This is a genomic window from Occultella kanbiaonis, assembly GCF_009708215.1.
Classification (GTDB): domain Bacteria; phylum Actinomycetota; class Actinomycetes; order Actinomycetales; family Beutenbergiaceae; genus Occultella; species Occultella kanbiaonis.
In genome coordinates, this window is the sequence record NZ_CP046175.1 from 2,416,186 (window position 1) to 2,432,496 (window position 16,311).

The 16,311-nt window shown below is 71.2% G+C and carries 13 protein-coding genes; 7 read left to right on the top strand and 6 right to left on the bottom strand.

The window, feature by feature from the left end; all coding sequences use genetic code 11:
* Positions 1–52: 52 nt before the first annotated feature.
* Positions 53–883: a class I SAM-dependent methyltransferase gene (locus GKS42_RS11170; protein ID WP_154793885.1), complete on the bottom strand. Its 831-nt coding sequence runs from the start codon at positions 881–883 to the stop codon at positions 53–55.
* Between the two features lie 94 nt (positions 884–977).
* Here GKS42_RS11170 and GKS42_RS11175 point away from each other — a divergent pair, with 94 nt between their 5' ends.
* The 4 genes from GKS42_RS11175 to coaE all read left to right on the top strand — a co-directional run bounded on the left by GKS42_RS11175 (position 978) and on the right by coaE (position 5,672).
* A complete protein-coding gene (locus GKS42_RS11175) occupies positions 978–2,003 on the top strand; it encodes a 6-phosphofructokinase (RefSeq protein WP_154793886.1) in 1,026 nt (341 codons plus the stop codon).
* Positions 2,004–2,211: 208 nt separating this feature from the next.
* Positions 2,212–3,711 (top strand): 30S ribosomal protein S1, encoded by a 1,500-nt coding sequence (rpsA, locus tag GKS42_RS11180; RefSeq protein ID WP_154793887.1) that lies wholly within the window; start codon positions 2,212–2,214, stop codon positions 3,709–3,711.
* 84 nt (positions 3,712–3,795) lie between these two features.
* Positions 3,796–4,431, top strand: coding sequence for a pyroglutamyl-peptidase I (locus tag GKS42_RS11185; protein WP_232848016.1), 636 nt, complete (start codon positions 3,796–3,798; stop codon positions 4,429–4,431).
* A gap of 35 nt (positions 4,432–4,466) precedes the next feature.
* Positions 4,467–5,672 (top strand): dephospho-CoA kinase, encoded by a 1,206-nt coding sequence (gene coaE, locus GKS42_RS11190; RefSeq protein WP_154793888.1) that lies wholly within the window; start codon positions 4,467–4,469, stop codon positions 5,670–5,672.
* A gap of 56 nt (positions 5,673–5,728) precedes the next feature.
* Here coaE and GKS42_RS11195 read toward each other — a convergent pair whose 3' ends face one another.
* Positions 5,729–6,562: an ABC transporter permease gene (locus GKS42_RS11195; RefSeq protein ID WP_154793889.1), complete on the bottom strand. Its 834-nt coding sequence runs from the start codon at positions 6,560–6,562 to the stop codon at positions 5,729–5,731.
* A complete protein-coding gene (locus GKS42_RS11200; protein WP_154793890.1) occupies positions 6,562–7,527 on the bottom strand; it encodes an ABC transporter ATP-binding protein in 966 nt (321 codons plus the stop codon). Before GKS42_RS11200 ends, GKS42_RS11195 begins: the two co-directional genes overlap by 1 nt.
* A 126-nt stretch (positions 7,528–7,653) precedes the next feature.
* On the opposite strand from GKS42_RS11200, the gene GKS42_RS11205 reads away from it, so the two are divergent.
* Positions 7,654–8,481 (top strand): TetR/AcrR family transcriptional regulator, encoded by an 828-nt coding sequence (locus GKS42_RS11205; protein WP_154793891.1) that lies wholly within the window; start codon positions 7,654–7,656, stop codon positions 8,479–8,481.
* A 34-nt stretch (positions 8,482–8,515) separates the two neighbouring features.
* Here GKS42_RS11205 and GKS42_RS11210 read toward each other — a convergent pair whose 3' ends face one another.
* Together GKS42_RS11210 and GKS42_RS11215 are read right to left on the bottom strand one after the other, a co-directional pair.
* Positions 8,516–8,953, bottom strand: a complete 438-nt coding sequence (locus GKS42_RS11210; protein ID WP_154793892.1) for an OsmC family peroxiredoxin — start codon at positions 8,951–8,953, stop codon at positions 8,516–8,518.
* Between the two features lie 89 nt (positions 8,954–9,042).
* Positions 9,043–9,738 (bottom strand): alpha/beta hydrolase, encoded by a 696-nt coding sequence (locus GKS42_RS11215; RefSeq protein ID WP_154793893.1) that lies wholly within the window; start codon positions 9,736–9,738, stop codon positions 9,043–9,045.
* A gap of 83 nt (positions 9,739–9,821) precedes the next feature.
* Here GKS42_RS11215 and uvrB point away from each other — a divergent pair, with 83 nt between their 5' ends.
* Complete coding sequence (gene uvrB, locus GKS42_RS11220; RefSeq protein WP_154793894.1) at positions 9,822–11,912, top strand: excinuclease ABC subunit UvrB; 2,091 nt, start codon at positions 9,822–9,824, stop codon at positions 11,910–11,912.
* 44 nt (positions 11,913–11,956) lie between these two features.
* Here the strand turns inward: uvrB and GKS42_RS11225 are convergent, their stop codons facing one another.
* Positions 11,957–13,768, bottom strand: a complete 1,812-nt coding sequence (locus GKS42_RS11225; RefSeq protein ID WP_154793895.1) for a caspase family protein — start codon at positions 13,766–13,768, stop codon at positions 11,957–11,959.
* A gap of 213 nt (positions 13,769–13,981) precedes the next feature.
* Here GKS42_RS11225 and GKS42_RS11230 point away from each other — a divergent pair, with 213 nt between their 5' ends.
* Entirely contained in the window at positions 13,982–16,294 is a 2,313-nt protein-coding gene (locus GKS42_RS11230; protein WP_154793896.1) for a CHAT domain-containing protein, read from the top strand.
* The last annotated feature ends 17 nt before the right edge of the window (positions 16,295–16,311 follow it).

Below are 16,311 nucleotides of genomic sequence, written 5' to 3' on the forward strand. Positions count from 1 at the left end.
CCTGGGCACCGCGGGTCCTCGGACACTGGTCGCCGCGGGTCCGGCCAGGAGGTCAGCCCGGCAGCCGGGTCCGCAGGATCACGGTCCCTGGCAGCAGAGCTCCCCGCTCCGGCCCCCAGCCGCCCCACATGTTCGCGTTGTCCGGGGGCCACTCCGGCTCGATCAGGTCCTCGATGACGAGGCCGGCCCCGATGACGTCCCGGACATGGTCGCCGATGGTCCGGTGGAACTCGGCGTAGAGCGGTTCGCCGGCGTCGTCGGTCTCGACGTAGGGCGTGCGGTCGAAGTAGGACCGGACCGCGGTCAGCCCGTGCGCGCTCGGGTCGTCGGGGAACGCCCACCGGATCGGGTGGGTCACCGAGAACACCCACAACCCGCCCGGGCGCAGCACCCGCGCCACTGCTGCGTGCACCCGCTCGGCGTCGGGCACGAACGGCAGCGCCCCGAACGCCGTGAACACCACGTCGAACGAGGCGTCCGCGAACGGTAGGTCGCGGGCGTCGGCCACCACGGTCGGCACGCCGATCCCGGTCGCGGCGTCCAGCGCCGCGGCCGCGGCCACCATCCCCGGCGCCACGTCCGTCGCGACCACGTCCAGCACGCCCCGCGAACGCAACCACCGGGAGCACTGCGCCGCCCCGGCGCCGACCTCCAGCACCGAACGGGAGGCGAGGTCCGCCGTCGGCCCTAAGAACTGGGCCCGCTCCTCCCGCAGCCCCTCCGGGCACCAGCAGAAGTCCGCCGCCCCCAGGAACTCGCCGTGCTCGCCCAGGTACTCCTGCGCACCCTCGCTCCACCAGGCGGCGTTCGCGCCCGCCGCCCGGCCGCCGTCGACCTGCTCGTACCCGGCCCTCGCCAACGGCCCGCGCCGATCGGTCCCCATGGGTCCTCCCTCGTTCGGCGTCAGCCTAGACTCGAACCCGGGCGGCCCTGATGCCGAGCGACCAGCCGACGGGAATCGACATCAGGGAGTGGCCATGCGCATCGGACTGATCACCGGGGGCGGCGACTGCGCCGGACTGAACGCCGCGATCCGGGCGGTCGTCAAGCATGCACACGGCTCCTACGGGCACTCGGTGACCGGTTTTCGCAACGGCTGGCGCGGCGTGGCCGAGGGCGACGTCCGACCGCTCGCCCGCGACGACATCCGCGGCGTGCTGGCGCTCGGCGGGACGCTGCTCGGCACCGCACGGTTCCACCCGCACTCGGAGCCCGGTGGCATGGACGCGGTGCTGGCCACCCTGGAGGCGGAGCGGATCGACGCGATGATCTGCGTGGGCGGGGACGGCACCCTGCACGCGGCGAGCGTCGTGGCCGAGCACGGGGTGAACGTCATCGGGATCCCGAAGACCATCGACAACGACGTCGAGGGCACCGACGCCTCGATCGGATTCGAGACCGCCGTGCACGTCGCCACGGAGGCGATCGACCGCCTGCACACCACCGCCGAGTCGCACAACCGGGTCATGGTGGTCGAGGTGATGGGCCGGCACGCCGGCTGGATCGCCGTGCAGGCCGGCATCGCCGGCGGCGCCGAGATCGTCCTCGCACCGGAGGCACCGTTCGACATGGACCGGGTGGTCCGCACACTCAAGCACCGGCACCGGGCTCACGCGTCGTTCTCCATCGTGGTGGTGGCCGAGGGTGCCGTGCCCGCCGAGGGCACGTCGTTCGAGTTCGAGACCCGGCTCGGCCCGCACGGCGAGATCATCGCCGGTTCCACGGGGGAGCGGGTCGCCGCCGAGATCGCCGCGCGCACCGGGTTCGAGACCCGGGTCACGGTGCTCGGTCACGTGCAGCGCGGGGGCACGCCGCTCCCGGGTGACCGGATCCTCGCCTCCCGGTTCGGCTACGCCGCGGTGGAGGCCCTCGCCGAGGGCCGCAGCGCCGTCATGACCGCGCTGCGCGGGGACCGGGTCGAACTGGTGCCGCTGAGCGAGGTCGCGGGCCGGTTGAAGCGGGTCCCGGACGAATTGATCGCGGTCGCGTCCGCGCTGGCGTGAGCCTCGGTGCCCGGGTGTCGCGGCCGACATCGGGGCTGGTAGCGATGCCTGGCCGGACACGATAGACTAGTAGACGGCTTTTCGTGCCCTCCTGCGCCGCCCGGTGATCGGAACTCCGATGACCATGGGAACACACGGTTCGCGGGGGCTACGTGTGCCACCAGCCCCTGTCCGTACTATTCCTGTCCACATCGGAGTCCAACACTCTATGACTATCACCACCCCCGCCACGACGAAGGTCCCGCAGGTCGCGATCAACGACATCGGCTCGGAAGAAGACTTCCTCGCAGCCGTCGATGCGACCATCAAGTACTTCAACGACGGAGACATCGTCGAGGGCACCGTCGTCAAGGTCGACCGGGACGAGGTCCTCCTCGACATCGGTTACAAGACCGAAGGCGTCATCCTTTCCCGCGAGCTCTCCATCAAGCACGACGTCGACCCCGATGAGGTCGTCTCCGTGGGTGAGCGCGTCGAGGCCCTCGTCCTCCAGAAGGAGGACAAGGAGGGTCGTCTGCTCCTGTCCAAGAAGCGCGCGCAGTACGAGCGGGCCTGGGGCACGATCGAGAAGATCAAGGAGGAGGACGGCGTCGTCACCGGCACCGTCATCGAGGTCGTCAAGGGCGGCCTCATCCTCGACATCGGCCTGCGTGGCTTCCTGCCCGCCTCCCTCGTGGAGATGCGCCGGGTCCGCGACCTCCAGCCGTACATCGGCCAGGAGATCGAGGCCAAGATCATCGAGCTGGACAAGAACCGCAACAACGTGGTCCTGTCCCGTCGCGCCTGGCTCGAGCAGACCCAGTCCGAGGTTCGTTCCACCTTCCTGCAGACGCTGCAGAAGGGTCAGGTCCGCCCCGGTGTGGTCTCCTCCATCGTCAACTTCGGTGCGTTCGTGGACCTCGGCGGCGTCGACGGTCTCGTCCACGTCTCCGAACTGTCCTGGAAGCACATCGACCACCCGAACGAGATCGTGGAGGTCGGCCAGGAGGTCACCGTCGAGGTCCTCGACGTCGACTTCGACCGCGAGCGTGTCTCCCTGTCGCTGAAGGCGACCCAGGAGGACCCGTGGCAGGCCTTCGCCCGCACGCACGCCATCGGGCAGGTCGTGCCGGGTAAGGTCACCAAGCTCGTTCCGTTCGGTGCGTTCGTGCGCGTCGAGGACGGCATCGAGGGCCTGGTCCACATCTCCGAGCTGGCCCAGCGCCACGTGGAGCTGCCGGAGCAGGTCGCGAAGGTCGACGACGAGGTGTTCGTCAAGGTCATCGACATCGACCTCGAGCGTCGCCGGATCTCGCTGTCCCTCAAGCAGGCCAACGAGGGCGTCGACCCCAGCAGCGACGACTTCGACCCGTCCATGTACGGCATGGCGGCGGAGTACGACGAGCAGGGCAACTACAAGTACCCCGAGGGCTTCGACCCGGAGACGAACGAGTGGCTCGAGGGCTACGACACCCAGCGCGAGGCATGGGAGGCGCAGTACGCGCTGGCCCAGGCTCGCTGGGAGGCCCACAAGCAGCAGGTCGCGGCGGCCATCGAGGCCGACGCCGACCCGGGCACCTCCTCCAGCAGCTCCTCGTCGTCGTCGTCCTCCTCCTCGGACTCGGGCTCGGACTCCTCGTCCTACAGCTCGGCTCCGGTCGAGGCGGCCGGCACGCTGGCCTCCGACGAGGCCCTCGCCGCACTGCGCGAGAAGCTGACCGGCGGCTGATCCAGCCCCACGCAGTACCTCGACGGCCCGTCACCCCGCACCGGGGTGGCGGGCCGTCGCCGTCGGCGCACGTAGGCTGCACGGGTGCCCGCCCTGAACCGCACCGTGCTCCTCACCGGCTTCGAACCCTTCGACGGCGCCGGCCGCAACCCCTCGATCGAGGCGGTGCGCGTGGTCGAGCGCGACTGGGACCGTGCCGAGCTGCTCGTCGCCGCCGAGCTGCCGGTGGCCTATGACCGGATGGGCGCCGACCTGGACGCCCTGCTCGCCGAGCACCGGCCGGACGTCGTGATCGGCGTCGGCCTGGCCCCCGGGCGGGGCCGGGTCAGTCTCGAGCGGCTCGCCGTGAACCTGTGCGACGCCCGGATCCCCGACAACGACGGTGCCCAGCCCGCCGAGGCACCCGTGCTGGCCGGGCAGCCGACCGCGCTGTTCACCTCGCTGCCGGTCAAGGCCACCCGCGCCCTGCTCGCGGACGCCGGCATCGAGGCGGAACTGTCCATGACCGCGGGCACGTTCGTGTGCAACGCGATGTTCTTCCGCGCGACGGCGTGGGCGGGCCTCGCGCAGGGCCGTCGCGCCGGCTTCGTGCACGTGCCGATGCCCGACGGCGTCGGCTCGCCCGGTCTGGCGACGCTCGCCCGGGCGGTGCGCGTCAGCGTCGACGCCGCGTTGGACGTTGCGGCGGACCTGCGGGTCGCCGCGGGCGAGACCGACTGAGGCCACACCCCGCCCCACCTCGTAGGGTGGTGCCCGTGCTACACATCGGCCTCACCGGGGGCATCGCCGCCGGCAAGTCCACGATCGCCGCGGCTCTCACCGACCTGGGCGCGCACCTCATCGACGCGGACGTGATCGCTCGCGAGGTGGTCGAACCGGGCACCCCGGGTCTGCGGGCCGTGGTCGAGGCGTTCGGCGACGGCGTGCTGACGGCCGACGGCGCCCTGGACCGGCCCGCCCTCGGCCGGGTGATCTTCCGTGACGACGACGCCCGGGCGCGGCTGAACGCCATCGTGCACCCGCTCGTCGGCGAGGCCACGAAGGCCCGGGTGCGTGCGCTCCCGGCCGACGCGATCGCGGTGCACGACGTTCCGCTCATCGTCGAGAACGGACTGGCGGCCGGCTACCACCTGGTCCTGGTGGTCGGTGCGTCCGCCGACGTGCGGCTGGACCGGCTGGTCGCCGACCGTGGCATGACGCCCGAGGACGCCCTCGCCCGAATCGCGGCGCAGGCCGACGACGAGGCCCGGCGCCGGGTCGCCGACGTCTGGATCGACAACGAACGGCATCCGGACGAGGTGCGTGCCGCCGTCGGGCAGGTGTGGCGGAGCCGGATCGTGCCGTACGCGCGCAACCTCGAGGCGGGCGCCGTGGCGGCCCGATCCGGGCGGGCAGTGCTGGTCGAACCACCCGAGCCGCCACGTACCTGGGCCGTGCAGGCGGACCAGATCCTCGCCCGATTGCGCCGCGCCGGCGGGGAACGGGTCCGGTCGGCGGAGCACATCGGGTCCACCGCCGTGCCGGGACTGGTGGCCAAGGACGTGCTCGACCTGCAGCTCGGCGTGGACACCCTCGCGGATGCGGACCGGATCGCCGAGGCGCTCGGCCGGGCCGGGTTCCCGGTGCGGGCCGGGGAGTGGGTCGACACCTCGAAGCCGAACGAACCCGATGCGCGCCGGTGGGACAAGCGCCTGCACGGCAACGCGGACCCGTGCCGTGCCGTGAACCTGCATGTGCGGGTGGTGGGCGGACTCGGCTGGACCTACGCTCTGGCCTTCCGGGACTGGCTCCGCGCCGACGATGCCGCCCGCGAGGAGTACGCGGCACTGAAGCGCCGTACCGCGTCGGCCACTGCCGACACCGGCGCCTACGCTGCGGCGAAGGAGCCCTGGTTCACCCAGGTCTGGCCCCGCCTGCAGGCGTGGGTCGACGCCGAACGGTGGCAGCCACCGACCCGGTGACGGACGGACGGGCGCTCCCGTGCCGACCGGCTGCTCGGCACGGGAACGCCGCGCGCTCAGACAGTCCTGCGGGTGCGGTGGATACCCACCCACAGCCCGACGGCGCAGGTGAGCGCGGCCGCCACCCAGCCCCACAGCACCTCGGCGGCTCCGAAGGACCCGCTGAGCAGGGCTCGCTCCGCCTCCACGATGTAGGTCAGCGGGTTGAACTGCGCCGCGACCTGCATCCAGCTCGGTGCGCTCTCCAGCGGCAGCATCATGCCGGAGAGGATGAGCAGCGGGAACAGGAGCGCCTGCTGCACACCCCAGAACAGCCACTCCCGGCTCTTCGCGGCCAGCGCCAGCGCCATCGACAGCGCTCCCACGCCGATCCCGAACAGGCCGAGCAGCGCCAGGCCGACGAGCAGGTGCAGTGGGTAGAGACGGAAGCCGAACGGCACGCAGATCAGCACGATGATCAGCCCCTGCACCACCAGCGGGGCGAACTCCTTGAGTGAGCGCCCGATCAGGATCGCGGACCGGTTCAGTGGCGTCGCCAGAACCCGCTCGTAGGACCCGGTCATCAGTTCGTACAGCAGGTTCGATCCGGTCATCGAGGTACCGAACAGGGAGATCATCACGATCACCCCGGGCACGAACCACTGCAGCGTCTCGGCCGTGGAACCACCGCCACCGCCGAGGCCGCCGACCGCACCGGTCAGCATCGGCGCGAACAGGCCGAGGAAGACCAGCGGCTGCAGCAACGAGAAGATCAGCGTGAACGGGTCGCGGATGACGAGCAGGATCTCCCGCACGAACACGGCGCCGACGTCGCCGATGAACTTGCGGGCGCCGGTATGCAGCAGCACGGTACGTACCTCGCGCTCGGGCTCCTGGGTGAGCGTGGACATCACGCGGCCTCCTCTCGCAGGCTGCGCCCGGTCAGGTTGAGGAAGACGTCATCGAGGCTGGCCCGTCTGAGGTCGGCCGAGGTGACGGTGTGTCCCGCCAGCCGCAGCGCCTCGATCGCGGCCGGCAACCGGTCCGATCCGTGCGTCGTGGCGATCACGACGACCAGTGCGGCGTCCGGTCCCGGTTCGGTGCGCACCTCGCCACCGGCTCCCGCGAGCAGCGTGGTGATCTCCTCAGCTCGGCCGCCGGCGGCGAGCGTCAGCGTGATCACGTCGTCGGCGTACTCGCGCTTGAGGACCGACGGCGGTGCATCCGCGATGATCGTGCCGTGGTCGATGACCACCACCCGTTCGGCCATGGTGTCCGCCTCGTCAAGGTAGTGCGTGGTGAGCACGATGGTCATTCCGTAGCGCTCTCGCATCGCGCCGATGTGCTCCCACAGGTTCGCCCGGCTGTGTGGGTCCAGCCCGGTGGTGGGTTCGTCGAGGAACAGCAGCGGCGGGTGGTTCATCAGTCCCATCGCCACGTCCAGACGGCGGCGCTGGCCCCCGGAGAGGCTCTGCACCGTGCGCTTCTCGAGCCCGGTGAGTTCGAGCGCCTCGAGCAGGCCGGAGGTGCGGCGGCGGTACTCCTCGGCGGGCAGCCCGTAGAACCGGCCCTGGTTGTGCATCTCATCGAGCACCCGGTAGGAGTAGCCACCACCGTTCCCCTGTCCGATGTAGCCGATCCGGGCGCGCACCTGCGCCGGGTCGTCGGTGACGTTCCAGCCGGCCACCTCGGCGGTGCCGGAGGTGGGTTCGAGCAGGCTGGTGAGCATGCGCAGCGTGGTGGACTTCCCGGCCCCGTTCGGGCCGAGGAACGCCACGAGCTCACCCTCGTGGACGTCGACGTCGATGCTCTTGACCGCTTCGACGGTCTCCTTCTTGCGTTGGAAGGTCTTGGTCAGGCCTCGTGCACGGATCACCCGGGAGCTTCCTCTCGTACGGTGTACTGAAATTGGGATCCGAACGATAGCATACGCTGTACGGGAAATGGGTGCCGGCGGATGTGGTCAGATTGCCTCGCACGTGACGGAGGAGGATGAGGGCCGGTGACGATCGACGATCAGGTTGCGGACGACGGTGACGGGCTGAAGCAGCTCGCCGCACAGAAGGCGATGGCCGACGGGTACCCGTTCGTCACGCGCACGCCCGAGGTGACCCGGCGGCTCGCACTGCTGTGGTCGCCGCCGGAGCCGTCGACGAAGGGCCGGCCGGCCAGCACGAGCCTCGCGGAGGTGATCTCGGCGGGGCTGGCGGTGGTGCGGGCCGAGGGCCTCGAGGCGCTGTCCATGCGCAAGGTGGCCAAGGAGCTCGGCGTCGGCGCGATGTCGCTGTACACCTACGTGCCCGGCCGCACCGAGCTCATCGACCTGATGATCGACAGCGTGTATGGCGGACTCGGGCTGCCCGAGGCGGGTGAACCCTGGCGGACGGCACTGGGGCAGTACTGCCGGGAGTTCTGGGAACTGTACGAGCGCGAGCCGTGGCTGCTCCAGACGAATATGTGGCGTGCCCCGCTGTCGCCGCGCGTGCTCGACGCCCAGGAGGCGGGTCTGCGCACCCTGATCCGCACGGCGCTGGCCCCTGTCCAGGTGGTGCAGACCATCGGCCTGGTGGACACGGTGCTGCAGGGCCTCGCGCGCAGCTCCATCGCCGAGTCCGTCGACAGCGACGCCAGTGGGGTCGGGCAGGACGACTACTGGGAGTCGATGAGCAGCTTCTGGGAGGACTGGTTCGACGTCGATCGGTATCCGGTGATGACCGAGGTCTATCTCGCGGGGGCCTTCGACAACGATGTCGGTGGGTTCGAGACGACCTTGGAACGGCTACTGGACGTGGTCGAGATGTCCATCGACGCAGCCGCGGAGGCCGGCTGAGCGGCCCCCGCGGCGCGAACCGGATCGAGCAGGATCAGGCGAGCGACGCCGTCAGCGTGATCTCGGTGCCCGCGAGGGCCTTCGAGACCGGGCAGCCCTCCTTCGCCGCGAGGGCGAGCTTCTGGAAGTCCTCCTCCGAGAGGTTCTCGACCGTCGCCGAGACGGTCAGGTGGATGCCGGTGATCGCGGCGCCGCCCTCCGCGCCCGGGTCGAACGTGACCTTGGCGCCCGTGTTGATCTGCGTCGGCGGGGTGCCGTTGGAGTCGAGCACGTTCGAGAACGCCATCGAGTAGCACGCGGCGTGCGCGGCGCCGATGAGCTCCTCGGGGTTGGTGGTGCCGCCGTTCTCCTCGGTGCGCGCCTTCCAGTTGATGTCGAAGGTCGCGAGCTTGGAGCTGTCCAGGCTCGCTGAGCCCGACCCCTGGAACAGGTTCCCGGACCAGGATGCGCTTGCACGGCTGACGAGTGCCATCTGTCGATTCCTCCTTCGCCCGCCCGGACGTTCCGTGCGCGGCGTCGTGAGCCAGTCTGCCCCGCCGGCCGCCTTCGCGACAGCGCGGCTCAGGACCCGGGCGAACCGACGTGCTCGCGGAGGAATCGGGCGACGTCCTCGAGCTCGGCGGCGGCCACGCCGTGGCCGAGACCGGGGTACCGGCGCTCGGTGAGGTCGACGTGCGAGGCGAGGAACGCCGTCGTGCGTTCGACCGCGGCGGCCGTGATGACCGGATCGGCCTCGTCGCGGCCCCAGAACACCGGCGGGCGGATCTGCGAGAGGGCCTCGTCGCCGGCCACGAGCCCACCGGCGGTGAAGCCGGACAGGACCACGCCGCACGTGTAGTCCTCGGGGTTGTGGCGCAGCAGGTGGGTCACCATCGCGCCCCCCTGGGAGAACCCGAGCAGGGCAACGGGTCCCGGGGTCCGTACCCGTGCATGCGTGTGCTCCAGCCAGCGGCGGATGCCCCGCACACCGGCGTCGAGGTAGGCGGGGTCCGGGCGGCCGGGGTCGGTGATCGGGAACCAGGCGTAGCCGCGGCCGGCCCCGACGGCGACCGGCAGCGGTGCCCGCAGGCTCGCGATCACGAACTCCGCAGGCAGGTGCGGCATCAGGCCGGCGAGGTCGGCCTCGTTGGAGCCGAAGCCGTGCAGCAGGACGAGCAGCGGACGCTCGTCGAGCGCCGCGTTGACCCGGTTCGGCGGCACCGACCAGACGGTCGCCCCGGCGTCCAGCGGCAGGGTCTCGGGGCGAAGTGTCGACATGGCCGAAGTCTGGCACGCCTCGTTCGGCCGACGGCGTACCGGCGCGATCGATGAATGTCACCGGTCCGACGTACCTTTGTGTCATGCGCCCTGTCACCGATCTGCAGCGGACCGTCGCCCCGTTCGAGGTGATCTCCGAGTACACCCCCTCGGGGGACCAGCCGACCGCCATCGCCGACCTCACGGAGCGGTTGAAGGCGGGGGAGAAGGACGTCGTGCTGCTCGGTGCGACCGGTACCGGGAAGTCGGCGACCACGGCCTGGCTGATCGAACAGGTGCAACGGCCCACCCTGGTGATGGCGCCGAACAAGACCCTGGCCGCGCAGTTGGCCACGGAGTTCCGTGAGCTCCTGCCGAACAACGCAGTCGAGTACTTCGTCTCCTATTACGACTACTACCAGCCCGAGGCGTACGTCCCGCAGTCGGACACCTACATCGAGAAGGACTCCTCGATCAACGACGAGGTCGAGCGGCTGCGGCACTCGGCCACGAACAACCTGCTCACCCGGCGCGACGTCATCGTGGTCGCGTCGGTGTCCTGCATCTACGGTCTCGGCACCCCGCAGGAGTACGTGGACCGGATGGTGCCACTGCGGGTCGGGGACAGCATCGACCGCGACGACCTGCTCCGCCACTTCGTGACCATGCAGTACACGCGCAACGACATGGCCTTCACCCGGGGTACGTTCCGGGTCCGCGGAGACACCATCGAGATCATCCCCGTCTACGAGGAGCTCGCGATCCGGATCGAGATGTTCGGGGACGAGATCGAGTCCATCCAGACGCTGAACCCGCTCACGGGTGAGGTGGTGCGCTCGGAGACCGAGACGCACCTGTTCCCGGCCACCCACTACGTGGCCGGGCCGGAGCGGATGGAACGCGCGATCGGGACGATCGAGGTCGAGCTCGCCGAGCGGCTGGCCGAGTTCGAGGCACAGGGCAAGCTCCTGGAGGCGCAGCGGCTGCGGATGCGCACCACGTACGACATCGAGATGATGCGCCAGATCGGGTCCTGCTCCGGGATCGAGAACTACTCGCGGCACATCGACGGGCGCGAGGCGGGCTCCGCCCCGCACACGCTGCTGGACTACTTCCCCGAGGACTTCCTGCTCGTCATCGACGAGTCACACGTCACCGTGCCGCAGATCGGAGCCATGTTCGAGGGGGACTCCTCCCGCAAGCGCACCCTGGTCGAACACGGGTTCCGGCTGCCGAGCGCGATGGACAACCGCCCGCTGCGGTGGGAGGAGTTCCTGGACCGGATCGGGCAGACCGTGTACCTCTCCGCCACCCCGGGCTCCTACGAGCTGTCCCAGTCCGACGGCGTCGTCGAGCAGATCATCCGGCCCACCGGTCTGGTCGACCCGAAGGTGGTCGTCAAGCCGACCCAGGGCCAGATCGACGACCTGCTCGCCGAGATCCGGGAGCGCGCGGGCCGGGACGAGCGGGTGCTGGTCACCACGCTCACCAAGAAGATGGCCGAGGACCTCACCGACTACTTCCTGGAACGGGACGTGCGGGTGCGCTACCTGCACTCCGAGGTGGACACGCTGCGCCGGGTGGAACTGCTCCGCGAGCTGCGCTCGGGTGTGTTCGACGTGCTCGTCGGCATCAACCTCCTCCGGGAGGGCCTCGACCTGCCCGAGGTGTCCCTGGTGAGCATCCTGGACGCGGACAAGGAGGGCTTCCTGCGCTCGTCCACGTCGCTGATCCAAACGATCGGGCGGGCCGCTCGGAACGTGTCCGGTGAGGTGCACATGTACGCGGACTCGATCACGCCGTCCATGAAGCTGGCACTGGAGGAGACCGACCGGCGCAGGGAGAAGCAGGTCGCCTACAACACGGCGAACGGCATCGACCCGACGCCGCTGCGGAAGCGGATCGGGGACATCACCGAGATGCTCGCCCGCGAGGAGATCGACACGAAGGAGCTCCTGTCCGGTGGCTACCGCCAGCAGGGCAAGGGACGCGGTGGGAAGGCACCCACGCCCACGACCACGCGGGAGAAGCTCGCGGGGGCGGCCGCATCGGATCTCGCCGACCTCATCCAGGAGCTGAACGACCAGATGCACGCGGCGGCGGAGGAGCTGCAGTTCGAGCTCGCGGCCCGGCTGCGGGACGAGGTCTCCGACCTCAAGAAGGAACTGCGGCAGATGACGCAGGCGACGGCCTGAGGCCGGGGCCCGCCTGCGTCGCGATGGGTGGGGGCACGCGACCGTCACGGCGCCAGGGTCGTGATCACCCACTCCGCCGCGGTCCAGTCCTGCGCTGATACCGCGGCGGCGTCCGCGACGAGGGCGGCGGGATCCAGGGTCAGCCCCCGGCTGGCGTCGGCGCCCAACTCGGCCTGCTGCATCTGCTGGGCATCGAACTCCACCGTGCTGACGAACAGCTTGAGAACGTCCACGGCCCGGGACCGGCCCGGGGCCACCGTCATCCGGACCGTCGGCTCACCGGTGGCGTCGAGGACCCAGGCCTCCTCGCCGGCCCCGAGCCAGGCACCGCCACCGGGCAGCAGCGGCACCACGCCGTGGTCCTGGGTGAGTGCGAACAGGGCGCAGTACAGCCTGGGCCCGAGCCGGTTGACCACCCGGATCCGCGCTGGCGCCCACCGTTGCCCGGGTGGGCACCGCACCTCCACGGTGCCGTCCACGGGTAGCGGGGTGCCGTCGGGCTGCTCGACGGCGACATCGACGGTCCCCACCGGGATCGTGGTGCCCGGGTTGCGCCGGTCGAGCAGGTCGTGCCAGCGACCGATGTGCGCGGCCCGGCCCGGATCCCCGCCTGCGTCACCGGGGAGGTCACCGGCCGGGCCACCGCCCACGCCGCCGGCGTTCGCGCGGCCACCGACCGCGCCGCCGTTCGCCGCGCCGCCGGCCGGGCCGCCCGGGGCGTGGCCGGCACGGCCGACGCTCGCACGATAGGTGCGCGCGGGATCGAGGGCGCCCTCGCCGTCGGTGATCCGGACGTCGCTCTCGCCGACCCGCACCTGCGTGAGGACACCCCGCGCGAGCGGCTCGGCCGAGGGTGGCGGCGCGCCGTCCTGCGGCGCGCCGATCGGGAACAGTGCGATCTCCGTGCTGCCGACGGAGACGTCCGGGAGACCGTGCACCGCCCCGCCGTCGAGCAGCCACCGACCACCGCGGATGCTCATCGTGAACGGGTGCGCAGCCAGCACCGCCGCTCCGCCGAGGAACGGCCGGTCCAGGTCGCCCGGCTCGGAGACCTCGAGCTGCGGGCTCTGATCGGCGACGAGGTCAAGGGTGGCCGCGCTGCACATCCGGTGGATGTCCCGGTAGGAGAGCGGCCCGATCGCACCCGTGAGGGCCCGCTCGAGGCCCGCCGAGAGCACCCCGCGGGTGACACCCCGCACCGGTCGTTCCTTGGCCTTCTGGTCCGAGCGGCAGGCGGACAGCGCCACCCAGCGAGCGGCCGGACCACCGCCGGGCCCGGGAGGTCTCGCCCCGCCCGGGCCCCTGGTGGCAGGCAGGGACAGGCTCGCCCCCGGCGGGCGGATCCGCTCGTCCGCCGGCGCCGCGCGGACACCGTCGGTGACGTCGTCGTCGATCGTGCGGGTCCCGCCCCCCGAGTGGCAGCAGTCGAGCACGGCGAACATATGACCGCCGCGCCCCGCGGCCAGGCCGAGCAGTTGCGCGAGCTCCTTGTCCGCCAGGTCGAATACGCCGGGAGTGCGGGCGTCGTAGGGGACCAGGGTCTCGATCAGTCGATCGGGCTCGGCGTGCCAGATGGACTCCGGCGCCTGCTCCTGGGAGCCGTGCCCGCTGTACCAGAACACGGCGACATCGTCCGGCCCGGTGCTGCCCAGGTGTTCGACGAACGCTGCGATCAGGGCCTCCCTGGTCGCCTCGGCGTCACGGAGGGTGCGCACCTCCAGGGTGGCCCCCGCGGACTCCGCGCGCACCCGCAGCACCTGCTCGGCCGCCGCGACGTCGTTGCCGCAGCCCGCGAGAGGCGTGATCGCGAGGTAGTCGTCGATCCCCACGAGAAGTGCCCGTACGGTGCCGGCCATGTGATCCTCCTTGTCGCCGGCCGTGTTGCTCAAGTCTCGCGCGGTCGGCCCTGCCGCGACGGGTGATTCGGTGCCCGTCCCCGGGTGAATCGGCCGGTTCGCGGGAATCACACGGGAAATCGCTGTGCCGGGCTGCGCAGCGGTCGGACAATGGAACCGAGCCGTCCTCGGCGTTCACCGATGAACGCGGTCCGCGGAGCGGAGGTGTTACTTGTGCGTGCGTATCTCGATCTGGATCTGGCCCTCGTCTCCGACCGCGGCGGCGCGGTACAGGCGCGGGTCACGAGTTCGCCGGCGGGCGTTGCAGAGGCCGCCTTCGAACTGCCCGTCACCCCGATGGAGCTGGCTCGATTCCTGGTCGCCACCGGCCCCGCACGCGCGCCGGCGAGAGGTATCTCGCTGAGCCCGGGCCCGATCGACCTCCAGGACATCGGCGGCCGGCTCAACGACGCGATCTTCGCCGGTGACATCCGGGCCTGCTTCCAGCGCAGCCTCACGCTCGCTGAACGGCAGGGCAAGGGGCTGAGGATCCGGCTCAACCTGAGCGGCGCCCCGGACCTGGCCGGCGTGCCCTGGGAGTACCTGTACTCGCACGCGCTGAGCCGCTTCCTCACCCTGTCCACCGACACTCCGCTGGTGCGCTTCCTGGACACCCCGGCGCGGTCGACGCCGGCCGGGCTGGACCCGCCGCTGCGCGTCCTCGTGATGATCTCCAGCCCGAGCGACGCCGCCCGACTGGACGTGCACCGCGAGGCCGAGCTGCTCCGCACGACGACGGCGGACCTGACCGCGGCCGGCTCGCTCGAACTGGTGTTCCTAGAGTCCGCGACCCTGACCGGGCTGCAGCACGCGATCAATCAGCGCTTCCACGTCTTCCACTTCATCGGGCACGGCGGCTTCGACCGCGCCGCCGGCACCGGGGTCCTCGTCCTGGAGCGTGAGGACGGCACCTCCCACCTCGTCTCCGCCGCGAAGCTGGGCACGCTCCTGCACGATGCCAAGAGCTGCCAGCTCGCGGTGCTGAACGCGTGCGAGGGTGCGCAGACATCGGGCCAGGACGTCTTCTCCGGCGTCGGGCAGACCTTGGTCCGGCAGGGGCTGCCGGCGGTGGTGGCGATGCAGTCGGAGATCTCCGACCGCGCCGCGGTGGCCTTCTCGCACGAGTTCTACTACGTGCTCGCAAGCGGCCGCTCGGTCGAGGAGGCTGTCGTCGAGGCGCGCAAGGCCATCTACCTCACCTACGAGGACTCCGAGTGGGGCACCCCGGTGCTGTTGCGGTCCGCGGCCGAGGAGCAGCCGTTCCTGCTCACCCGGCCGGCTGCCCTGCCCACCCGGGACCAGCACTGGGCCGCGATGCGCGCCGCCGCCCAGGAGGCAGCCGCAGCAGGCTCCGACCGCGTCGCGGTGCCGTTGCTGCAGCAGTTGGTCGCCGAGAACCCCGCTGACGACGGGGCGACGGCGTTGCTCGCCAGGGTGCAGACCGACGCACGCGCCGATACCACCGGTGACCCCACTCACCCGGTCCCGCCCGACGCGCGCGCGGACGTTCCGGTCCGGCCCGGACCGCAGCCGCGCCACCAGGCGCCCCAGCCCGCCCCGCCGGCACCGCCGGCGGCGTTCCCACCCGTCGGCCCGAGCACGCCGCACCCAGACCCACGCCGACGGCGCAGGCTCACCACCGCCGTCGTGCTCACCGCGGCTCTCGTGTTCGCGGGCGTCGGTGGCTATGCGCTGTGGCGGTCGGTCCAGCCGGCCGACTCCGCGAGCGGTGCGAGTCCCAGCGTGGACCAGAACTACGTGGTCACAGCGTGCGGCGAGGAGGCCGAGCTGCCCGATCCGAGCCCGGACCTCGTCAGCATCCCGTGTGCCCTGCAGGCGCCGGTGATGGACGGGGACATGTCGGACTGGGGGGATGTGCCCGCCTGGCACGCGAGCGAGACGGTGTATGCGAACCCTGAGGACGCCGGCGCCACCGACTTCGCGAGCGCCTGGTACCTGGTGTGGACCAGGGACTTCCTGTTCGTCCACGTCGAGGTCCTGGACCCCGCCCATACGCCGGTCGACCCGTACTCACCGTCGGCGTTCTGGGAGGGGGACGGGGTCTCGTTCGAGTTCGGCCCGGACCCGCGCGCGCTCGCCGACACCGAGCAGCTGCGCCCCGATGACCTGCACGTGCTGCTCGGCGTCACCGCGGAGCGTGTGCTGACCGCCGCGAACGCCCCGGGCGGGCGGGGCACGTTCGAGGCCGCGATCGGAGATCTCGGCGTCGACACGGGGCTGCAGTTCACCGAGCAGGGGTACCTGATCGAGGCGGCGTTCCCCTGGAGCACCCTGAACGTGGCCTCGCCGCCTGCCCGGGGTGACGTGTTCGGGATGAACCTGAACGCGAGCAACGCACGCGTGAACGGGCCGGCCGCGCCCACGGATCTGGCCCGGATGGTCAGTTCGAACCCGATCCGGACCGCCGTGGAGCAGAACCTGCCCGGGCTCTGGCACACCGTGGTACTGGCCGGGCCGAGCGCCTGACGCGTCGTCCGCCGAGT

What these genes read in the sequence shown, in the direction of transcription:
- GKS42_RS11170 (WP_154793885.1), bottom strand. Translation starts at nt 883, where the DNA reads ATGGGGACCGATCGGCGCGGGCCGTTGGCGAGGGCCGGGTACGAGCAG.
- GKS42_RS11175 (WP_154793886.1), top strand. Translation starts at nt 978, where the DNA reads ATGCGCATCGGACTGATCACCGGGGGCGGCGACTGCGCCGGACTGAAC.
- rpsA (WP_154793887.1), top strand. Translation starts at nt 2,212, where the DNA reads ATGACTATCACCACCCCCGCCACGACGAAGGTCCCGCAGGTCGCGATC.
- GKS42_RS11195 (WP_154793889.1), bottom strand. Translation starts at nt 6,562, where the DNA reads ATGTCCACGCTCACCCAGGAGCCCGAGCGCGAGGTACGTACCGTGCTG.
- GKS42_RS11210 (WP_154793892.1), bottom strand. Translation starts at nt 8,953, where the DNA reads ATGGCACTCGTCAGCCGTGCAAGCGCATCCTGGTCCGGGAACCTGTTC.
- GKS42_RS11215 (WP_154793893.1), bottom strand. Translation starts at nt 9,738, where the DNA reads ATGTCGACACTTCGCCCCGAGACCCTGCCGCTGGACGCCGGGGCGACC.
- uvrB (WP_154793894.1), top strand. Translation starts at nt 9,822, where the DNA reads ATGCGCCCTGTCACCGATCTGCAGCGGACCGTCGCCCCGTTCGAGGTG.
- GKS42_RS11225 (WP_154793895.1), bottom strand. Translation starts at nt 13,768, where the DNA reads ATGGCCGGCACCGTACGGGCACTTCTCGTGGGGATCGACGACTACCTC.